This window comes from Caldimonas sp. (genome assembly GCF_046289365.1).
GTDB lineage: Bacteria > Pseudomonadota > Gammaproteobacteria > Burkholderiales > Burkholderiaceae_C > Caldimonas.
Genome location: NZ_JBKBVU010000273.1, coordinates 1 through 3,133, shown reverse-complemented (window position 1 = coordinate 3,133; position 3,133 = coordinate 1). Strand labels below are relative to the sequence as shown.

Below are 3,133 nucleotides of genomic sequence, written 5' to 3'. Positions count from 1 at the left end.
TCATCGGCGTGCGGATCTCGTGGCTCACATTGGCGAAGAAGGCGCTGCGGCTGGCCAGCGCCGCGCGCAGCTCGGCCTGGGTCTTGAGCAGGTCCTCCACCATCCGCGCCCGCTCGGTGACGTCTACCACCAGCTTCAGCACGGCGTAGATCTGGCCCTCGGTATTGCGCAGTGGCTGGTACCAGCCCTGCAGCACGCGCTGGCTGCCGTCCTTCGCCACCCGCAGGAACTCGCCATGCTGGGCCTCGCCGGCACGCAGGCCGCTCCAGAAGCGCTCCACCTCGCCGGCGGCAGCCTCCGGCCAGACCAGGCGGTGCGGCAGCCCCGGCATTTCCTCCGGCGCATAGCCCAGGGTCTGCGCGAGACGGGCATTGACCTCCTGGAACACCCCCTGCGGCGTGAGCACGGCACGGCCGATCACCTGGTCGATCGACCACAGGAGCTGACGCTCGCGGGCGCGGATCTCGTATTCCTCGGTCACATCGCTGAGATAGAGATCGACCAGCGGCTCCTCGCCTGGCGCCACCGCCACCGCCTGTACGCGGATGTTGACCCAGCGCTGGGCGCCATCGCCACGCAGCAGGCGCACCGTGGCCTGCTCGCGGTCGCCATCGGCCAAAGCAAGTTCAATGGCCCGCTGCAAGGCTGGGCGGTCCGCTTCCAGCACCCGTTCGTCGAGATGGCATTCCTGCCCCGTGTCGCCGAGCGCCTCGTCACCGCCCACGAGCTCGACGAGGGTGGGCGAGGCCAATACCCGGCGGCGCGTCTGCCCCACACCGATGCGCACCACGGCACCTGGCAGATTGCTCAGGATGTCGCTCAGCAGGCGCTCGCGCTCACGCAAGCGGTTTGCGGTGCTGCGGTAGGCGGTGAGCGCCACCGTGCCCCAGGCCACGCCGAACACGATGCAGGTCACCACCGCCACGGCCAGCGCCAGTTCCACCTGGCGGCTCGACCAGGGGACGTAATCGGCGGAAATCTGGCCGACGAATAGCGAGGCCTGCATCGCGGTGTAGTGCATGCCCGAGACCGCGAGGCCGAGGATGGCCCCGGAAACCAGCGAGATCTGCGCCGGCGCCAAGCCCCAGCGCTCGCGCAGCAGGGTGCGGGCGCCAAGGCCGGCGATCGCCAGCGAGATCGCCACCACCAGCGAGGCCACGAACCACAGTGGGTCGTAGCGGATCAGGCTCTCCAGCTCCATCGCCGCCATGCCGCTGTAATGCATCACCCCGATGCCGGCACCGAGCCAGACGCCGGCATGCACCACCTGCAGGGCACTTGCCTCCGGGCGCAGGAACAGGCGCAAACCCACCGCCGAGGCAGCGAGGCTGGGCAGGATCGAGAGCGCAGTGAGCGCAGGGTCGTAGGCCACCGGCTGGCAGAGATCCACCGCCAGCATGCCGATGAAATGCATGCTCCAGACGCTGGCCCCCATCGCTAGCACGGCCGCCAGATAGGCGCCAGTGGCCAGGCCACGGCCGAAGCGCGGGGCGTGGCGGGCCACGGCGACGAGTTGCATGGCCGCCACCCCGCCGAACATGGCGATGGCCACCGAGAGCAACACCAGCCAGCCGCTGTACTCCACCGGGGCCAGCGGCACCGCCTCGCTGCGCCAGGCGAAGACATCACTCCACTGCATCGGGGCCTCCCGCGAAGGGCTGGCACCAGCCTAGCCGCTCCCGCGGCGCCCCGCAGCGCCCGGGAGGCCGGGCTTCACCGGCTTTCACCGCCGTGAAAGCCGGACCCTGGCTTCATGTAGCCCAGAGGGAAGGTGGCGTGGAGTAGCTGCGGTCACCGGCAGGTGATTTCACTCACGCAGGGCTGGGATGGATCCGATGGACAAATGATCCGCTGCTGGCTTCCGCAGCGCGGGCGAAGGTCGATACTCCAATTACCGAACAACCTGCGAAAATCGTTGGAGATCGCACTGTTCGACGTGGAAATCGTCTGGCCCCGCAATGCTTCGGCATTTAACGGGAGCTCGATCCCGTTCGCCATCACGCTTTTGACGACCAAATCGGTAACGATCGGGTCGAAATCGATGTCCAGCATCACCGTCGCCTGGAGCTCGATCAAGGAACCGTCCGGAGCGCGGACCATTATCCGGATCTGCCTTGGCCCCTGAACCGTCTTCGTGAATGCTGTCAGAACCTGAACGGCCCAAGGCCCGACGACAAGCGCCCTCAAAGTATTGGAATAGGAGTTTCTGACGAGCGCATTGACCCAACCTCGGCAGGCCAGGTCTGAAAGATAGTTCGCCCCAACACTCGAACTTTCGACCTGACAGAAAGAAGGCACCCCCGTGGCAAGATCGAGCTCCTTGCGCGCGGGAAACAGCGTCAGTACCCGATCAAAGGCAGCCACTGCCTCGGCGGGCGCGGCACGCTCCTCCATGGTTACATGAAAAAGGCCGGGTTCCTTGTCAACCCATACCTCGTAGAGATGAAGCTTCCGACTGTGCGCATCGACGATGAGTACCCGGCTTTCACCGGGGACCTTGGCAAGTGAGGTGACGATTTCGGCCCGCTCCTGTTCGGTACAGCCATCACAGGACATGGTCCGCTCCGGTTCCACCTGCGACAGAACCGGATGGAAGGGAAGGGCGCCGAATAGGAACAACGCAGTCCTTAGCGTTCGCTTGGCAAGCTTCACGGGCAAATTCCTTGACTGGGGGGATGAAACGCTCGGCCACCACACACTCTCTATGCGGAGGCCAGTTCATTGTATCCCCCCCCCCCGCTTTGGCCGTCAACTCCCGGGCTCATGCTGGGGCCACAAACGGGCAACGTCACAGCGCCCCGGTGGTCTGTCCGGCAAACCCCATCACGCCAGGCCTATGCCTCGCGTCACGCCGAGGCAGGTGCTGGAACCATATGAAGCGCGGCACGGAGTCGAACCCTGGAAATGGTAGGCCCAGCAGGACTCGAACCTGCAACCAAGGGATTATGAGTCCCGTGCTCTGACCATTGAGCTATGGGCCCGCACTGGGCTTACTCGAGGTCGAGGAAGCTGCGCAGCTGCTCGCTACGGGTGGGGTGGCGCAGCTTGCGCAGGGCCTTGGCCTCGATCTGGCGGATGCGCTCGCGGGTCACGTCGAACTGCTTGCCCACTTCCTCGAGGGTGTGGTCGGTGT

Annotated in this window: 3 protein-coding genes and 1 tRNA gene; all 4 read right to left on the bottom strand. The window is 65.8% G+C overall.

What is annotated here, in order from left to right; all coding sequences use genetic code 11:
- A partial coding sequence (locus ACK42S_RS16820) for an MHYT domain-containing protein (RefSeq protein ID WP_409710244.1) occupies positions 1-1,639 on the bottom strand: 1,639 nt, incomplete at its 3' end.
- 152 nt (positions 1,640-1,791) lie between these two features.
- Entirely contained in the window at positions 1,792-2,652 is an 861-nt protein-coding gene (locus ACK42S_RS16815) for a hypothetical protein (protein ID WP_409710241.1), read from the bottom strand.
- A gap of 253 nt (positions 2,653-2,905) precedes the next feature.
- A tRNA-Ile gene (locus ACK42S_RS16810) sits at positions 2,906-2,981 on the bottom strand.
- A gap of 9 nt (positions 2,982-2,990) precedes the next feature.
- A partial coding sequence (locus ACK42S_RS16805; RefSeq protein WP_409710247.1) for a sigma factor-like helix-turn-helix DNA-binding protein occupies positions 2,991-3,133 on the bottom strand: 143 nt, incomplete at its 5' end.